Source organism: Parvibaculum sp., from assembly GCF_039680535.1.
In the GTDB taxonomy this organism is placed as follows: Bacteria; Pseudomonadota; Alphaproteobacteria; order Parvibaculales; family Parvibaculaceae; genus Parvibaculum.
In genome coordinates this window covers 32,076-47,720 of the sequence record NZ_JBDKSS010000005.1, presented here as the reverse complement: position 1 = coordinate 47,720, position 15,645 = coordinate 32,076, and the positions used below count along the sequence as shown (strand labels likewise).

Annotated in this window: 15 protein-coding genes; 12 read left to right on the top strand and 3 right to left on the bottom strand. The window is 58.9% G+C overall.

Annotation, left to right across the window (positions count from 1 at the left end; all coding sequences use genetic code 11):
* The first annotated feature begins 3 nt into the window (after window positions 1-3).
* The 6 genes from ABFC66_RS01370 to ABFC66_RS01345 are packed head-to-tail and all read left to right on the top strand — an operon-like array spanning window position 4 to window position 6,406.
* Window positions 4-795 carry an enoyl-CoA hydratase-related protein gene (locus tag ABFC66_RS01370; RefSeq protein ID WP_346739161.1) on the top strand — a complete coding sequence of 264 codons (792 nt, stop codon included), beginning with the start codon at window positions 4-6 and terminating at the stop codon, window positions 793-795.
* Window positions 796-803: 8 nt separating this feature from the next.
* Window positions 804-1,961, top strand: coding sequence for an acyl-CoA dehydrogenase family protein (locus ABFC66_RS01365; RefSeq protein WP_346739160.1), 1,158 nt, complete (start codon window positions 804-806; stop codon window positions 1,959-1,961).
* Between the two features lie 10 nt (window positions 1,962-1,971).
* Window positions 1,972-2,760 (top strand): enoyl-CoA hydratase/isomerase family protein, encoded by a 789-nt coding sequence (locus tag ABFC66_RS01360; RefSeq protein ID WP_346739159.1) that lies wholly within the window; start codon window positions 1,972-1,974, stop codon window positions 2,758-2,760.
* A 38-nt stretch (window positions 2,761-2,798) separates the two neighbouring features.
* The gene (locus ABFC66_RS01355; RefSeq protein ID WP_346739158.1) at window positions 2,799-3,950 is read left to right on the top strand and encodes an SRPBCC family protein; all 1,152 of its coding nucleotides are present in this window, start codon (window positions 2,799-2,801) and stop codon (window positions 3,948-3,950) included.
* A 28-nt stretch (window positions 3,951-3,978) separates the two neighbouring features.
* Complete coding sequence (locus ABFC66_RS01350) at window positions 3,979-5,094, top strand: LLM class flavin-dependent oxidoreductase (protein ID WP_346739157.1); 1,116 nt, start codon at window positions 3,979-3,981, stop codon at window positions 5,092-5,094.
* 46 nt (window positions 5,095-5,140) lie between these two features.
* The gene (locus ABFC66_RS01345; RefSeq protein ID WP_346739156.1) at window positions 5,141-6,406 is read left to right on the top strand and encodes a cytochrome P450; all 1,266 of its coding nucleotides are present in this window, start codon (window positions 5,141-5,143) and stop codon (window positions 6,404-6,406) included.
* Between the two features lie 67 nt (window positions 6,407-6,473).
* Here ABFC66_RS01345 and ABFC66_RS01340 read toward each other — a convergent pair whose 3' ends face one another.
* Window positions 6,474-7,214, bottom strand: a complete 741-nt coding sequence (locus ABFC66_RS01340; RefSeq protein WP_346739155.1) for an enoyl-CoA hydratase/isomerase family protein — start codon at window positions 7,212-7,214, stop codon at window positions 6,474-6,476.
* An 89-nt stretch (window positions 7,215-7,303) separates the two neighbouring features.
* The gene (locus ABFC66_RS01335) at window positions 7,304-8,182 is read right to left on the bottom strand and encodes an alpha/beta hydrolase (protein ID WP_346739154.1); all 879 of its coding nucleotides are present in this window, start codon (window positions 8,180-8,182) and stop codon (window positions 7,304-7,306) included.
* Window positions 8,183-8,345: 163 nt separating this feature from the next.
* On the opposite strand from ABFC66_RS01335, the gene ABFC66_RS01330 reads away from it, so the two are divergent.
* The 6 genes from ABFC66_RS01330 to ABFC66_RS01305 all read left to right on the top strand — a co-directional run bounded on the left by ABFC66_RS01330 (window position 8,346) and on the right by ABFC66_RS01305 (window position 14,510).
* A complete protein-coding gene (locus tag ABFC66_RS01330) occupies window positions 8,346-9,149 on the top strand; it encodes an FCD domain-containing protein (RefSeq protein ID WP_346739153.1) in 804 nt (267 codons plus the stop codon).
* 88 nt (window positions 9,150-9,237) lie between these two features.
* Window positions 9,238-10,398, top strand: coding sequence for a nitronate monooxygenase (locus ABFC66_RS01325; RefSeq protein WP_346739152.1), 1,161 nt, complete (start codon window positions 9,238-9,240; stop codon window positions 10,396-10,398).
* 18 nt (window positions 10,399-10,416) lie between these two features.
* Window positions 10,417-10,896 (top strand): PaaI family thioesterase, encoded by a 480-nt coding sequence (locus tag ABFC66_RS01320; protein ID WP_346739151.1) that lies wholly within the window; start codon window positions 10,417-10,419, stop codon window positions 10,894-10,896.
* 158 nt (window positions 10,897-11,054) lie between these two features.
* Window positions 11,055-12,689, top strand: coding sequence for an NAD(P)/FAD-dependent oxidoreductase (locus tag ABFC66_RS01315; protein WP_346739150.1), 1,635 nt, complete (start codon window positions 11,055-11,057; stop codon window positions 12,687-12,689).
* Window positions 12,690-12,821: 132 nt separating this feature from the next.
* On the top strand, window positions 12,822-14,075 hold the full coding sequence (locus tag ABFC66_RS01310; protein ID WP_346739149.1) for a cytochrome P450: 1,254 nt from the start codon (window positions 12,822-12,824) through the stop codon (window positions 14,073-14,075).
* A gap of 87 nt (window positions 14,076-14,162) precedes the next feature.
* Window positions 14,163-14,510: a 2Fe-2S iron-sulfur cluster-binding protein gene (locus ABFC66_RS01305; protein WP_346739148.1), complete on the top strand. Its 348-nt coding sequence runs from the start codon at window positions 14,163-14,165 to the stop codon at window positions 14,508-14,510.
* Window positions 14,511-14,693: 183 nt separating this feature from the next.
* Here the strand turns inward: ABFC66_RS01305 and ABFC66_RS01300 are convergent, their stop codons facing one another.
* Window positions 14,694-15,422 carry a TetR/AcrR family transcriptional regulator gene (locus ABFC66_RS01300; RefSeq protein ID WP_346739147.1) on the bottom strand — a complete coding sequence of 243 codons (729 nt, stop codon included), beginning with the start codon at window positions 15,420-15,422 and terminating at the stop codon, window positions 14,694-14,696.
* Window positions 15,423-15,645 lie beyond the last annotated feature (223 nt).

Here is a 15,645-nt window from a genome sequence, read left to right as displayed (position 1 = left end):
TCCATGGACTACGAAGACATTCTTTACGAAGAAAAAAAAGGCGTCGCGACCATTACGATCAACCGTCCGAAGGTCTATAACGCGTTCCGCCCCCGCACCTGTGTCGAACTGATAGATGCTTTCCAGAGAGCGGGCTGGAATGAGGAAATCGGCGCGATTGTATTGACCGGGGCGGGCAACAAGGCCTTTTGCACTGGCGGCGATCAATCGGATCACGATGGCGCCTATGGCGACGGCGAGACGCGCGGAACCATCGGCATGCCGGTCGAGGAACTGCACACGATCATACGCGACGTGCCGAAACCAGTGATCGCCAAGGTGCGTGGTTATGCCATCGGCGGCGGCAATGTGCTGGCGACATTGTGTGACATGACGATTGCGGGCGAGAGCGCAGTCTTCGGACAAGTGGGCCCCAAGATGGGATCCGTCGATCCGGGCTTTGGTACCGCCTATCTCGCCCGCGTGGTCGGGGAGAAGAAAGCGCGCGAGATCTGGTACATGTGTCGACGTTACCCGGCGCGCGAGGCGCTGGCGATGGGTCTCGCCAATGCTGTCGTTCCCGACGACAAGCTGGACGAGGAAGTGGATGCCTGGTGCGCCGAGCTCGTCGAGCGCAGTCCGACGGCGATCGCAATCGCCAAGAAATCGTTTAATGCCGACACCGACCATATTCGAGGAATCGGTGGTCTTGGTATGCAGGCACTCCGTCTCTATTACAACTCGGCGGAGTCGAAAGAGGGCGTCAATGCGCTCAACGAAAAGCGCAAACCGGAATTCCGCAAGCATATGAAATAGGTGGCGTCTTGGACTTTTCTTATACATCTGATCAGGAGGCCATTCGAGACACTGCAAGGCGGTTTGCCCGCGAGCGGCTCGCGCCCGCCTACAAGGCGCGCGAGACCGCCGGGGCGATCGACAGGCAGCTCGTCCGGGATATGGGCGAGCTTGGCCTGATCGGCGCCGATTTGCCCGAAAAATTCGGTGCTCCCGGACTCGATAGCGTCACGACCGGCATCATCATCGAGGAAATATCACGCGGTGACATCAGCGTCGGTTATGTGCAGCTCCTCGGCTCCTTGATGGGATCGATCGTCGCCACGCATGCAAGACCTGAAGTCGCCGATGAAATCGTTCCGCGGATTTGCTCGGGCGAGGCGATCGTCGCGCTCGGTCTGACGGAGCCGCGAGGCGGCTCCGACGCGGCGCATCTGCAGACGAAGGCGCGCGCCGACGGCGACGGCTACGTCCTGTCGGGCGAGAAAACCTCGATCTCGATGGCCGAACAGGCCGATCACATTCTTGTGCTCGCGCGCACGGATGAAAACAATCCCGGCGCCGGCGGCGTGTCGGCCTTTCTGGCGCCGCTCGACGCGCCGGGCATCACCTGTTCGAGTTTCGACGATGTGGGTTCGAAGGCTGTTGGCCGCGGCTCGGTATTCTTCGATAATGTGAAGGTGCCGGCGCGGCATATGGTCGGCACGAAGGGGGAGGGCTTCCGGCAGGTGATGCAGGGGTTCGACTATTCCCGTGCGCTGATCGGCCTGCAATGTCTGGCTCCCGCCTTCGCGTCGCTGGAAGAGACCTGGAAATATGTGACCGAGCGCGTAGCCTTCGGCAATCCGCTGGCTAAATATCAGGGCGTCACGGAACCGTTGGCCGAAGCTCAGACGTTGCTCGAGGCAGCTCGTCTGCTTTGCTACAAGACGCTTTGGCTTCGCGACAATGATTTGCCGCACACCGCCGAAGCCGCGATGTGCAAATGGTGGGCGCCCAAAACGGCTTTCCAGGTCATCCACCGTTGCCTGCTCACGCACGGACATGGCGGTTACAGCACTGATCTGCCCCATCAGCAGAGATTACGCGATGTGATGGGGCTGCAGATCGGCGACGGTACCGAGCAAATCCAGAAGATGATCATTTCGCGCGAGAAAGTCGGTCGAGTGGCCGTGCCTTATGCGTGAGGGAGGCTACATGACCAGCGCCACGGAAGCCGCGGTTCAGACCGAGATACGAGACGGCATCGGAATCGTGGCGCTCAACAGGCCTGACAAGTTCAATTGTCTCTCGTCGGCCGTCATGGCCGGTCTCGACGAGGCTCTCGCACGGTTCGAGTGCGACAGGAAGGTTCGTGCCGTTCTGTTGCTCGCGCGTGGAAAGCATTTCTGCACTGGCGCCGATCTCGACGAGGTGCTCGACGCCCGCAAGGAGCGGGGTCGGCTGGGCGCTTTTATCACGGGCGGTCATCTCCTCCTGCGCCGTCTTGAAGTCTCGCCTTTGCCGATTGTTGCCGCGGTGAACGGTCTGTGTCTTGCGGGCGGGCTTGAATTGATGATGGCATGTGACGTGGTTTTTGCTGGTCAGTCAGCGCAGGTGGGATGCCAGCATGCTCGCTACGGTCTCGTGCCGGGTTGGGGGGGCACGCAGCGTCTCGCGCGCATCGTCGGTTCGCGGCGTGCCCTTGATCTGATGTTCAGCGGTCGATGGCTCAAGGCGGATGAGGCGCTGGCTTGGGGGCTTGTGAACAACGTCGTTGACGACGGCGCACTTGTCGGAGACGCGGAAGCCTATTGCGCTGATCTCGCCAAAAAGAACCCGGAAGGCCTTGCGGCCATGAAGCAGCTTTGCAGGAACGGGCTCGATGGATCACTCCAGGAAGGTCTGGATATGGAACGGAGCGTGGTCGTGGACGCGCTAATGAGCGAAAATGTTTCGGAGGGTCTGGCGGCGTTCCGGGAGCGCCGGGAACCATTATTCCGCTAACGGATAATCAAGTGGACATCGTCGGGAGACGCGCGATCATGAAACACGAAGCCCAGGTCGAACAGCTGCAGAAGATTTTCGGCTATCTCGACGCGGGTGAGACCGCGATGGGCGAAGCCGTGTATCATCATCATGTCAGCGATTACACTAGTCCGGACCAGGCTAGTCGAGAACGGGAGGTGCTGTTCCGGGATGAGCCGCTTCTGATCGGGTTGAGTTGCGAATTGCCCAATCCCGGCGACTATGTAACCGACGATTTTTCAGGCGTGCCGATCCTGGCGGTGCGGGATGAAGCGGGGCAGGTCAATGCTTTCATCAATGTCTGCCGCCACCGAGGCGCGCGCGTCGCGTCGGGCTGCGGCAGCGGCAGGGCCGTGTTCAGTTGTCCCTATCACGCATGGACCTACGACCGGAGCGGCAGGCTGAGGTCGATACCGTTCGAGCAGGGCTTCGAGAGCGTCGACAAAACGAGCAACGGCTTGCGGTCTCTGCCGGTGGTGGAGAAATACGGCATGATCTGGGTCATGCCGACGCCCGGCGGGTCGATCGACATCGACAGCCACCTTGCGGGCATGGCGGACGATCTCGCCGCGTTCGGTCTTGCGTGCTACAGCCACTACGAGACGCGCGTGCTCCGGGCCCGCCTCAACTGGAAGCTCGTGATCGACACGTTTCTCGAAACTTACCATCTGAGCACGCTGCACAAGAACACGATCGCGCCGATCCTGCACTCGAACCTCGGCACGTTCGACGGCATGGCGCGAAATCTGCGCATGATTGGCGCCCGCAAGACGATCGATGCGTTGCGCCAGAGACCGGAAAGCGAGTGGGATCTGATTCGCCACTCCGCCCTCGTATACGTGCTCTTTCCGAATACGGTCTTCATCATGCAGGGCGATCATCTGGAGACGTGGAGGGTTTATCCGGGCGACAGCGTGGATGAATCGAAAATGCACGTCTCCCTCTATACGCCCGAACCCGCCGTCACCGACAAGGCCAGAAAGTACTGGACCAAAAACATGGACTTGCTGATGGCGACGGTGCAGCAGGAGGATTTTCCGCTGGCGGAAAATATCCAGCGCGATTTTCACTCGGGCGCACAAGATTTTGTGACTTTCGGCGCCAACGAACCGGCTCTTGCATATTTCCACAGGTCGATCAAGAAAACGCTTGGGATCGACGCCGCGTGAAGCGGAATTGAACAAAAAGGAGATTCCCATGCATGTCGGCATGAGCACGTTCTTTCAGAACCTCGCTGGCGGTTATACCGACCAGGAGGTCTACGCCCATGAAATCGCGATGGCCGACATGGCCGAACCGCTCGGCTTCGACTCCATATGGGCGGCCGAGCACCATTTCGACGAATACACCATGTGCCCGAATGTGGCGCAGTTCCTCACCTATATGGCTGGTCGCACCAACAGAGTCGGTCTCGGCTCGATGGTGATGGTACTGCCCTGGCACGATCCCGTCCGCCTCGCGGAAGAAGTGCTGGTGCTCGACCATGTTTCGAAAGGCCGCGCCATTCTGGGCGTCGGCCGCGGCCTCGGTCGGATCGAGTTCGAGGGATTCCGCATCAACATGGGCGAATCCCGAGAACGTTTCGTCGAATATGCGGAGGCCATTTTGAACGCTTTCGAAACGGGTTATATCGAGGCGAACGGGCAGTTCTATAAACAACCGCGAACGGCCATCAGGCCGTTTCCGTTCCAGAGTTTCCGGGGCCGTACCTATGCGGCGGCGGTTTCCCCGGAGTCGGCGCGCATCATGGCGCGGCTCGGCATTGGCATTCTGATCATCGCTCAGAAGCCTTGGGAAACGACGGTCGCCGAACTCAACAACTATCGGGAAATCTACAGGGAGATAAACGGGGCCGAGGCGCCCAAGCCGATCATCGCCAGTTTCATCGCCTGTCATGAGGATGCATCGATCGCTCAGGAGATGTACGAAAAATACATCAGGGGATATAGCCGTTCGGCCCTGAACCATTACGAATTTCACAACAAGGGGCTCGCGGACATCAAGGGCTATGAGTACTACGGTGCTCTTGCCAACAACATCGAGAAGCACGGTGTCGACGAGTTTGTCGATTTTCTGGCGAAGCTTCAAATCTGGGGCACACCGGATCAGGTCTACGAGAAGATCATGGAGAACCAGAAGCGCGTCGATGCGGCCGGGTTGATTTCCATTTTCAGCTACGGCGGCATGCCGCAGGAACTTGCCACGGAAAACATGAAACTTTTCGCGGAAAAGGTTTTACCGCGTTTGAAGCGTCAGGAAGTCAATGGAAGTGTCGGCGGCATGCGGGGTCGCGTGACGATCGCCGCCGAATAGGAGTGGTTGCATCGGTGAATATTCGTCCACAAACGAGGATAAGACCATGAGCAGCATGAACGTAGCCGAGCGCGTCCGGTCCCTGGACGATCCATATGCCATTCCGCTCGACAAAATCAATGTCAGCGATCCGGAGCTCTTCAGGTCCGATCGGATGTGGCCGTATTTCGAACGGCTGCGTCGCGAGGATCCCGTGCATTATTGTGCGGAAAGCGCCTATGGACCTTTCTGGTCCGTGACGAAGTACAAGGACATCATGCAAGTGGAGACCAACCATGGCATCTATTCGTCCGACGTCGAGCAGGGCGGCATTACGATTCGTGACAATAACGCAGGTCTGAAGCTTCCGATGTTCATCGCAATGGACCCCCCGAAGCACGACGCGCAGCGCAAGGTGGTGAGCCCGATTGTCGCGCCCGGAAATCTAGCAAAACTCGAAGGCACGATCCGCGAGCGCGCCGGCAAGATTCTCGATTCGCTTCCGGTCAACGAGACGTTTAACTGGGTCGATCGCGTGTCGATCGAGCTGACCACGCAGATGCTCGCCACCCTGTTCGACTTCCCTTGGGAAGAACGCCGGAAACTCACCCGCTGGTCTGACGTCGCAACCTCGGAGGAAGCCTTCAAGACACCGGAAGGCGAGGCGGCCCGCGAAGCGGAGCTTCTCGAATGCGCCGCCTATTTCACCGAGTTGTGGAACCTGCGTGTCAACGCAACCGAACCGGGCGGCGATCTCATCACCATGTTGGCCCAGGGTGAGTCCACCAAGAATATGAGTCCGATGGAGTATTTGGGAAATGTCATTCTGCTGATCGTCGGCGGCAACGACACGACCCGCAATTCGCTCACCGGCGGCCTGCTCGCGCTCCACGAGAACCCGGATCAATACAGGAAGCTGCGCGAAAATCCGGCGCTCGTCGAAACCATGATCCCGGAAATCATCCGTTGGCAGACGCCGCTCACCCATATGCGCCGCACCGCGCTCCAAGATACGGAGTTGGCCGGCAAGCAGATCAAGAAGGGCGACAGGGTTGTCATGTGGTACGTCTCCGGCAACCGGGACGAGGAGGCGATCGACGAGCCGAACCGCTTCATCATCGATCGTCCAAGGCCGCGTCAACATCTCTCCTTCGGCTTCGGCATCCATCGCTGCGTCGGCAACCGGCTGGCGGAAATGCAACTCCGCATCGTCTGGGAAGAAATCCTGAAGCGCTGGCCCGACAGGCCGATCGAAGTGGTTGGCGAACCAAGGCGGGTCTTTTCCAACTTCATCAAGGGCTATGAGGCCTTGCCGGTAAGAATCCCGGGCTGAACCTGGAGACGGATGAAAACTTCCACCCGTCGACAAGGTCATTGGCGGCGCGGCGGGTGGCCCACCGTCATTTTTTTCCGAATGAGGCGACCCGTTCGCGCGCGTCAAAACAGGCGCCGGGGCTGTGCGCGAGTTCGTAGGCTAGCCCTGCCTGGACGGTCATGCCGTCGGTCGCGCCCAGCAGGCCTTTGTTGACCTGATTGCTGTAGGTCGAATTGGCGGCGATACGCTGAGCAAGGTCGTTTGTCGCCTGTTCCAGTTCGGCATCGTCGACACAAATGTCGACCAGTCCCATGCGCTCGGCCGCCTCCGCCGCGAAAATATCGGAAGTAAACATCATCTGCTTGGCCTTCGACAGCCCGACGCGACGCGGCAGTCTTTGCGTCATGCCCCAGAGCGGGCTCAGCCCCCACTTGCTGTGCGTGTCGCCGAACTTGGCGGAGCGCGCGGCGATGATGATGTCGGCCGCGAGCGCAAGCTCGAGTCCGCCGGTGTAGCAATGCCCGCGGACGCAGGCGACGACCGGTTGCGGCAGTTCGGCTAGCGCCTGAATGGTCTTCGCCTGGAAATGCGGCTCCGGCGGGCGCTCGCCTTTCTGGATGTCCTTCAGATCGTGGCCGGCTGAAAAAGCCTTGCCCGCGCCCGTGATGATGACGCATGCCACCTCGTGAACCTGTCCGCGAAGCGTATCGACATGCCCGCGCAATTCTTCGAACAGAGGGACATTGAGTGCGTTCAAGGTTTCCGGACGGTTGAGTGTCAGCGTGCAAATGCGCCCGCTGTCCTTGCGAAGAACCAGATTCGACATAGGCTTTCTCCCTTCCTCTTCTCGATCTTTTTTTTATGCGTCTTCATCTGTCGAAGACGCACAAGCGTGAATGAACCCGCCTGGGCTGGCTACGATGTGCTCGCGGCGGGTGCCATTCGCGTCAGAAAATCCAGAACGGCGCTTGTAAATATGTCGTTCTTGTCGCCCGCTACCATATGGCCCGCATTTGCGACATCGACAAACTCGGAATGAGGGACAATTTCGGCGAATTGCCGCGCCGCTTCGACCGTCACGAGGTCGCTGTCGCGGCCCCGGACGAGGAGCGTAGGTATTTTCAGGGAACGCGCCGCTATTTCGAGGCGCTCGGGTTCGCGGCTGCCTTGTGGCTTTTGCGTGCCGGTGATGAAACGCGGGTCCCAATGCCAGTAGTAGCGGCCGTTTTCCTTGAGGCGAAGGTTCTTCGCCAGTCCGCTCAGGTCTTTGGGGCGAGTCCGGCCGGGCATGTAGCGCGAGATCGTATCGGCTGCTTCCTCAAGCGAGGCGAAGCCTTCTTCCAGATTCGCCGACATGAATCCGAGAATTTTTTGAACCCCCTCCATGTTCATCTGAGGGGTGATGTCGACGAGGATCAGCGCCGCAAATCCGCGCCGTCCGGCCTTCGCATATTCTCCCTGCGCGATCATGCCCGCGATGCCGCCGAGAGACGCGCCGACCAGGACGGGAGGCACGCGGAAGCCGTCCGCGATGTCGAGGAGATCTTCCGCGAAACGCTCCATTCTGTAGTCTCCGTCCGGAGACCAGTCGCTTTCGCCGTGCCCGCGCAAATCGACGGCGAGGGCGTAATAACCGTTTTCCCCCAACATTTTACCGCAGGCTTGCCATGCATGGCGTGTCTGCCCGCCGCCATGGGCGAGCAGAACCGGACGCCCCTGGTCGGGACCGAATGCCTCCGCCGCGATTTTGAGATTCTGGACAAGGGTGAACAAGGTCCGGTTTGCGGACGTCATATGCTTTATTCCAATAGTTTCGTATGTGTACTAAAGTTAGGATCCATTATGATGAATTGACGGCGTGTTGCAAACGCGGACGATGGTGTTGTAGGCGGGTTCTCCCAGCCGTTCCTCGATTGGAGGCGATTGGCCTTGAAAACGAAGATTGTGGGTATCTGAAATGAAAGCGCCCGTGTCCATTTCACGAACCAACCGGTTTCCGAAAGGGTCCGGCAAGCGTGCCCTCACAGTTGCGCGGCGGATCGTCGAAGACATCGAGCAGCAAGGCGCCGAGATCGGAGATCGCTTGCTGCCCGAACAGGAAATGCTCGTGCGGTATGGAGTGGCCCGCGCGACCTTGCGAGAGGCGCTCAGGTTTCTCGAATTGCAGGGCATCATTTTCCTGCGGCCCGGTCCTGGCGGCGGGCCGATCGTTCAGGAGCCGCGGCCGAAAGATTTTGCCAGCACGATGGCGTTGCTGCTCCAGTTTCTCGGCACAACGTTCCGTTCGCTGATTGAAGTGAGGCAAGCGATGGGCCCGACCATGGCGTCGCTTGCGGCAGAGCGCGCGTCCGATGAGGATATCGACAAGCTGAATACGTCATTGGCCAAACTGAAGACGTTGTCTGTTTCTTGTGACTCCTATGCGGAGGAGAACAGGCGTTTTCACGACCTGCTTGCCTGGGCGTCCGGCAATCCCTTGATCGGATTCTTGATCGGTTCGCTTCACAACATCACGAATGCATCGGAAGTTGGCATAACTTATACGGAGGGTGAGCGCGACTATCAGATAAAGGCGTACGGGCGGCTTCTCAAGGCGATTGAAGATCGCAATCCAGACCTCGCTTTCACCGAAATGTCCCGGTTCCTAAGCCGATCCGACAAGTATCTGGAAGCTCGTCATCCCGAAATCATGTCCAAAATCGTGCGTTGGCAGGATGCTGACGACCTGAGCATGCCGCGGGTTCCCCGACGGAAATCCTAGGCGAGTGTTCGCGATGCCAACGTCGTTTTTGCGACACTTGCGCCGCTCCCCGGACATCGATAATTTATGATCATAAATAACGCGGCCAATGAAGCCGCCTGATGGGAGGTTAGCTATGACTCTGCATAGCCGAGTATGTGATATTCTGGGTATTAAATACCCGATCTTGCTGGCCGGTATGGGTGGCGCGAGCGTTCCACGGCTTGCGGCGGCGGTATCGAATGCGGGTGGCCTCGGTGTGCTTGGCGCGGCTGCTTGTTCTCCCGATCAGTTGCGCGAATGGATTCGTGAAACACGATCGTTGACGGACAAGCCGTTTGGTGTGGACACCCTGCTGCCAGCCTCGGTGCGCAGGGAAGCCTACAAGGGCAAGGCTGGTCCGTCTCCGATGGATTTGCTGCCTGAGTACCAGAAATTCGCGCAAGATTTCATGAAGAAGGAAAACATACCGCCGCTGAAATCCAGGGCGCGGGAATCCGAGGAAGCTCACCGTTCGTCCAAATCGACCGCACCGCTGTTTTCGAAAGAATTCTTCGAAGCGCAAATGGAAGTTGTGGTTGAGGAGCGGGTTCCTGTCTATGCGGCGGGTCTGGGCAATCCGGGGCCTTGGCTTGATCGGCTCCACGCCAACGGCACCAAGGTGATGGCGGTCGTCGGCGCGGTGAAGCATGCCCTGCAGGTGGTCAATTCCGGCATCGATCTGATCGTCGCGCAGGGCCATGACGGGGGCGGGCACAATTCACCCATCGGAACGATGGCGCTCATCCCGCAGGTTGTCGATGCGATTGCGGGTCGCATTCCCGTACTCGGCGCGGGCGGCATTTCCGACGGGCGCGGCATCGCAGCTGCAATGATGCTCGGCGCCGAAGGCGCCTGGATCGGTACGGCGTTTCTCGCGACCGATGAGGCCGGCATCGAGGATTTCCAGAAGGAAGCGATTGTCGAGTCGGGTGACGGCGATACGCTTGTTTCCCGGACCGTCACCGGAAAGCCGGCCCGCATCATTCGCAACAAATGGTCCGAGGCTTTTGCCGAGGCAGGTCTGGAGCCTCTGCCCATGCCCTTCCAGCCCATGGTTGCGATGCCGGTGCTGGCGGCGGCGGCGGCGGTAAAGCGGAAAGATATTGCTCCCGGTTTCGCGGGGCAGGGCATGGGTCTCGTTCACAAGGTGAGGCCGGCTGCGGAAGTCATGGCCGATCTCGTGAAAAGCGCCGAAAGCTCGCTGGGCAGGGCAAATATCTATCTGTAAGGCTCGGCTGCGCGCGCCTTGGGTACCATTGAAGGTTTCGGAGAAAACGAGATGACAATTGTTGCAAAGCTGCCGGAGTTCAACCAGGAAATCGCACAGGGTTTCATAAACGCCAGCAATTCAATGAAAGGGTTGCCCGAGTTTCTGGGGGTTCGCATCACACATGTCGAGCCGGGCAAGCTCACTGCCGAGATGGAAGTCTCAGACCGGCTGTTGACGCCGATCGGAAATATGCATGGCGGGGTGCTGGCTGCGATGTGCGACCATGTTCTCGGCTGCGTTTGCTATCCGCATATGCGGAAAGGACAGTGGGCGGCGACGATGGAATTCAAGCTCAATCTGCTGGCGCCGGTATCCTCGGGCAAGGTGATAGCGGTGGCCGAGCTGATCGCGATGACAAAATCGACTGCGGTGGTTCGCATCGATGTGACGAACGAGGGCCGCGCCTGTTGTGCGGCGCAGGGGACTGTTCTCATTCGCGATCCAAGGCCCGCATAGGCAACGCAGCTCTGGTCCCGGCGCTGCGAGGAAGATTGCTCGGCGACTGAACTATGGTTTCGACAAGGTGAATTCTGGAGCGACCCTCGCCTCATTGTGGCGGGGGGAATGTAGCCGGTCAAGGCGGCATGCTGTGGATATGAAGGGAAGCGATCTCGATGAGTTGGGTACAATCCGGCCAGACGCAAGAAAGTGACGACGCTGAAGTATTGGATGCACTCATTGTTGGAGCGGGATTCAACGGCATCTATCAGCTTCACCGCTTGCGCCAGGAAGGCTTCAAGGTTCGCCTGTTCGAGGCTGGTGCCGATCTGGGCGGTTGCTGGTATTGGAACTGCTATCCCGGCGCGCGAGTCGATTCCCATGTCCCGATTTACGAGTTCTCGATCGAGGAATTATGGCGCGACTGGAACTGGACCGAAAGATTTCCGGCCTGGGATGAGCTGCGCCGCTATTTCCATTACGTTGACAAAAAACTCGACCTGAGCCGGGACATAAGGTTCAGCACGCGCGTCAGCGCGGCGGAATTCGACGAGGCGCGCGATGAATGGGTTATCAGCACGACCGACGGCGCTACCGTGCGCGCCCGGTTCTTCATCCTTTGCGCCGGTTTTGCGTCCAAACCCTATATCCCGAACTACAAGGGTCTTGAAAGCTTTGCCGGTGAGTGCCATCACACGGCGCTGTGGCCGCAGGAAGGCGCTAGCTTCGCGGGCAAGCGGGTTGGCGTCGTGGGAACCGGAGCGAGCGGCGTTCAGGTGGTGCAGGAAGCCAGCAAGGACGCGGCGCATCTGACGGTGTTCCAGCGTACGCCGATCCTCGCCCTGCCGATGCAGCAGCGCAAGCTCGACGTCGAGACGCAACAGCGGATGAAGGCCGATTATCCGGCGATATTCCGCATGCGGCGCGAGACGTTCGGCGGATTCGACATTCTCAGGGACGAAAGGTCCGCGCTGGAAGTGCCGCCGGAAGAGCGCCGCGCGCTTTATGAAAAGCTCTGGCAAAAAGGCGGCTTCCACTACTGGATCGGTGGATTTGCCGACATCCTGACGAATGAGGAAGCAAACCGTACCATGTACGATTTCTGGCGCGACAAGACCCGCGCCCGGATCAAGGATCCGGCATTGGCCGACAAACTCGCGCCGATGGAGCCGCCGCATCCCTTCGGCGTCAAGCGCCCCTCGCTGGAGCAGTGGTATTACGAAGTGTTCAATCAGGACAACGTTAGCCTGGTCGATGTGCGCGAGACGCCGATCGCGGAAATAGTTCCCGAAGGCGTGCGCACGGCGGATGGGCTGGTTGAGCTCGATATGCTTGTCCTGGCGACGGGGTTCGATGCCGTGACCGGCGGGTTGACCCAGATCGATATACGCGGGACGGGCGGCGTGACGCTCAAGGAAAAATGGACCGAAGGCGCGCGCACTTATCTCGGTTTCGCGACGTCGGGATTCCCGAACTTGCTTTTTCTTTATGGTCCACAGAGTCCCTCTGGATTCTGCAACGGCCCGACATGCGCCGAATTGCAGGGCGAATGGGTTGTCGATTGCCTCAAGCATATGCGCAAGAATGACAGGTGGCGGATGGAAGCGACCACTCAGGCCGAGGAGGGATGGACACAGCTCCTGAACTCCATAGCCGACATGACGCTCTTTCCCCGTGCCGATTCCTGGTACATGGGCGCCAACATTCCGGGAAAGCCGCGGCAGCTTCTGAATTTCCCCGGCGTGCCCATTTATATGGACCAGTGCAATACCGCTGCGGCCAGGGGGTATGAGGGATTCGTCCTGGATTAACGGAACCGCAGCGGCGATGGAGAGCGTTTGACATCGAATTGTCCATGATCTATTATAATGAATTAATATAAAGGTATTGCATGCGCCGTGACGGGTGGATGCCGCACAGACGCCGACCGGGAGGACAGAGAGATGACGACTGACACATTGGTGCGCGATCCGGCTTCGACGGTCCCGCTGTCTCGGATGGATGTCAGCGATCCGAAGCTCTTTCAAAACGACACGATCGGGAGCTACTTCGCACGGCTGCGGCGGGAAGACCCCGTCCACTATTGCCCCGAGAGCGCCTACGGCCCCTACTGGTCGGTAACAAAATTCAACGACATCATGCAGGTCGAGGTGAACCACCAGACGTTCTCCTCCGAAGCCAAGATAGGCGGCATCGCCATTCAGGACATGCAAACAGGTGAGGGCGCACTTGAACTCGAGATGTTCATTGCGATGGATCCGCCCAAGCACGATGCGCAGCGCAAGGCGGTCAGTCCGGCGGTTGCACCGTCCAATCTTGTTCTGCTGGAGCCCATCATCCGCGAGCGCGCGGGGCTTATTCTTGACTCGCTTCCCATCGGCGAAGAGATCGATTGGGTCGACAGGGTGTCCGTCGAGCTGACGACGATGACGCTGGCGACGTTGTTCGATTTCCCCTGGGAGGAGCGGCGCAGGCTCACCCGCTGGTCGGACGTGGCAACGGCCACGCCCGAAACAGGTGTGGTCTCGTCTTGGGAACAGCGCCGCGAGGAACTTCTCGAATGCGCGTACTATTTCAAGGATCTGTGGGACAAACGCATCAACGAGTCTCCGAAGTCCGATCTGATCTCGATGATGGCGCACTCGCCGGCGACGCGGGACATGCCATTCCTTGAGTTTCTCGGGAACTTGATGCTCCTGATCGTCGGCGGCAACGACACCACGCGCAATTCGATTAGCGGCGGGGTGCTCGCACTCAATCAGAACCCGGCGGAATATCGCAAGCTCATGGCCGATCCGGGCCTCATCCCGAAAATGATCCCCGAGATCATCCGCTGGCAGACGCCGCTGACGCATATGCGTCGGACGGCGCTCATGGACGCCGAAATCGGCGGCAAGAAGATCAGAAAGGGCGACAAGGTCGTCATGTGGTACATGTCGGGAAACCGGGACGAAGAGGTGATCGACCGTCCGGACGAGTTCATCATTGATCGCCCGAATTCCCGTCACCATCTTTCCTTCGGTTTCGGCGTGCATCGCTGCATGGGGAACCGCGTGGCGGAACTGCAACTGCGGATCATCTGGGAAGAAATCCTGAAGCGCTTCAGCAAGGTGGAGGTCGTCGGCGCGCCCGAGAGGACGCTGTCCAACTTCATTCACGGGTTCACCCATTTACCGGTAAAGCTGCACGCGCATTAGACCGGGCCCGGTCTGGCGCGTTATTTCGCGATGAAGCGTTGCCCCCCGTTTCGTCACGGAAATGCTCCAGCCGCTGTTTCATCCAGCATGATCGACAAGAGTAAAAAAATGCCCACAGTCATTTTCATCGAGCCGGACGGCGCCGAATATCCCATCGCGGTCAAGAACGGCACGACCGCGAGGGATGCCGCGGTCAACAACGGCGTGCCGGGAATCGACGGCGATTGCGGGGGCGAGTGCGCCTGCGCGACCTGCCATGTGCATGTCGATGCCGCTTGGATCGCCCGGACCGGCATGGCCGAGCCCGGCGGCATGGAAGCCAACCTGTTGCAGTTTGCCGAAGGTTCGACGGAAAATAGCCGCCTTGCTTGTCAGATTACTATGACCGACGATCTCGACGGTCTCACGTTGAGAATACCTGACGGTCAGCACTAGTCGCAGTCGGCGCGCGGGTTTCGAGGTTTCTCCCCCGATCCTCCCCCCTTGAAAGACGGGCGTCGACTGCACCTTGGGTCGAGAGAGGTCCTCCGAATTGGAACGCTGAATCCGCTAAACTCATTCGCCTTCGGCGGTGCTGGTTTTCCTGGGTAAACGGCGTCCGGTGCGACGAGCCTGTTCTCATCTTTTCCCGGTCCGCGACGCTCGTTTATTTCGCGAGGGTTCTATTTTGCGTATGCCGCCTACGGACATTCCGTCGATCACGAATTTGAGAAGTACATGCATGTTTTGCTTGAAGGCGCTGTGGCTGACATACGTCCCCAGCCAAGTTTGCAACTGCTGATAGTAGATAGCAAACAGGCATCGCGCTGCTTCGACCGGATCGATATCGGCGCGAATTTCGCCGCGCGCCCGAGCCGCTGAGACGAAATGGACAAGCTTTTCGATAATCGCTTCTGGAATGGTGAGCACGTCTTTCCGGCGCCCAGGGTTGCCGGAGAAGCTGAGTTCGCGAATTAGCGCGCGGGCAATGACAACATCGCGCCTGTGATATTCAATAAACCCATCGAACAATGACTCCGCTTGCTCGAGCAACGGGGCCTTCTTCCGAATTGTTCCATACACTTCCTCTATCAGCTGGCTCATTTCATCCTTGAAAACCAGGATGAGGAGGTCTTCCTTTGATTTCGCATAGAGAAACAGTGTGCCAGCTCCGATATCGGCAGCTTCCGCCACTTCCTGCGTGGTCGTTTTCGTATAACCCTTGGCGTGAAACAGAGTGCGGGCCGCCGCCGTGATGCGCGCGACCTTTTCCCGCTTGTTGCGGTCTCTTCGCCCCTCCGTCTGCGGATGTTCCCTCTTTGCGGATTTGGCACCGGCTTGCTTGCCAATTTTCGAAGATGTGTCCATCGCATGTCCTCATTGTAGCAAGGCTGCGCCAAACTGCTGCCGGGCCCTTTCTGCCAGAGTATTCGGCGGCGCGGCAAGTATCTTGACCATTCATGCGCCATTCGTCGGCAAACTTTGCCGGTTGACAGGTTTGTACAACGCATGGAACATATGACGCTACTCATAAATGAGTGTATATAAAATATGGCTGGTTGCTGGCGGATGTGCCGGCCATGCCACATCC